Source organism: Corynebacterium sp. 5QC2CO (assembly GCF_024580435.1).
GTDB classification, from domain to species: Bacteria; Actinomycetota; Actinomycetes; order Mycobacteriales; family Mycobacteriaceae; genus Corynebacterium; species Corynebacterium jeikeium_D.
Genome location: NZ_JANIKI010000030.1, coordinates 1 through 1,389, shown reverse-complemented (window position 1 = coordinate 1,389; position 1,389 = coordinate 1). Strand labels below are relative to the sequence as shown.

Sequence of the window (1,389 nt, the reverse complement as noted above, 5' to 3'; positions counted from 1 at the left end):
GGGTTAAACGACAAAATGTGTGTCTGGCTCGGCGTGTCGCGCGGGGGTTAGATTTGGCCTTTCTGGATGCCGATTGAGTGGGTGTAGTCGGTGTCGATAGCGTTGTCGTAGAGGGCTGGTCGTCCTGTTTCGTGGTCGGCTTGGTTCTCGTGTTGGGTCAGGGTGGAAACTTTGGCGAGTTGGTCCTGGCCCCAGTTGGACTGCCTGGCGATTCGTGCTGGATCGTCGGGCAGTTCGGTTTTTAAGTAGAGCCACCAATCCAGCATTCGGCGTTGTCGTTCGCCTGATCTGCCGCGGTGTGTTCTGGCAAGTAGTTTGATCTGGGAGTTGATGCCGCCTTCAAGGCTGTTGGTGGTGGATTTAATCCGGTTTTTCTCCAGCACACCTTCTGGTGGGGTGAGGTAGACAAACAGCAGTTCGGAGCGCCAGAGGTGGTTGAGGCTGTTGTAGGCCTTGCGCACGTTGTGATGTGTCCACGTGCGGGTCCATGTACCTGTTTTAGGGTCTTTGACCGTGGTTTTCTCGTCCATCCAGGAACGGTAGATCGTGGAGAATTCGTGCAGTTGTGCACCCCATGCTGCTGCTTGGTCCAGGGTGGTGATCCGGGTCAGTTTCAGCGCCAGTCGGTAGATGGTGCGCCCGGCATCAGTCCGGGGCCGTGAGGTGGTGTAGCGGCGTACAACGCGTTGGGCGTGGACGAGGCAACGCTGGATTTTCGTGGTGGGCCAGCACTTTTTGATCGCGCTAAACGCTCCCTGGCCGCCATCGATAACGGCGATAAGTGGGGCTTCGATGCGCTCGAGAAGTCGTTGGTAGTCGCGCGTGGTTTCGTGTTTGCACCAGTGCCAGGCGATGACATGGTCGATAGTTGCGGCAATGATCAAACAGCCGCCGGCGGTATATGTGCCGTCTAGAAACACCTGGTCGTAAACCCGCCCGATATGTCCGATGGTGGGATCTGGTACGTCAACGAGCCAGAAGGGTTCGAAGCGGCGTTGCAGTGTGCGCGGTGAGCATCCCACACGACTGGCAACGGTATCGAGGCTGGCGCCAGTGGTCAGGTGGTCAATGAAGGCGGCAAAAACCGTGGAATTGGTGATGTCGCTGCGGCGCTTCACACTCGACGCGCCGCAGTGTTTGCATCGCCACCTCGTAGTTCCTTTGCTGGTAGTGCCGTTGCGTTTCATCTCATCGCCGCAGTGGCAGCGTGGTTGGTTCTTTGACATTGCGACACCACACCACGCCGCGTGTAGCACATCACTGCTGCCACACCGCGGATTTACCGTCCCGGAGCCAAATATATGCTCCCGGAGCATATATTTCTCTGAAACCTAGAGGTCAACCACTACAAATCACCGAATCCAGACACACTTTCTGTCGTTTAACCCG

General features: G+C 56.9%; 1 protein-coding gene. It reads right to left on the bottom strand.

Annotation, left to right across the window (positions count from 1 at the left end; genetic code table 11):
- Positions 1–47: 47 nt before the first annotated feature.
- Entirely contained in the window at positions 48–1,226 is a 1,179-nt protein-coding gene (locus NQ014_RS10800) for an IS1249 family transposase (RefSeq protein WP_048732261.1), read from the bottom strand.
- Positions 1,227–1,389 lie beyond the last annotated feature (163 nt).

What these genes read in the sequence shown, in the direction of transcription:
- NQ014_RS10800 (WP_048732261.1), bottom strand. Translation starts at nt 1,226, where the DNA reads ATGTCAAAGAACCAACCACGCTGCCACTGCGGCGATGAGATGAAACGC.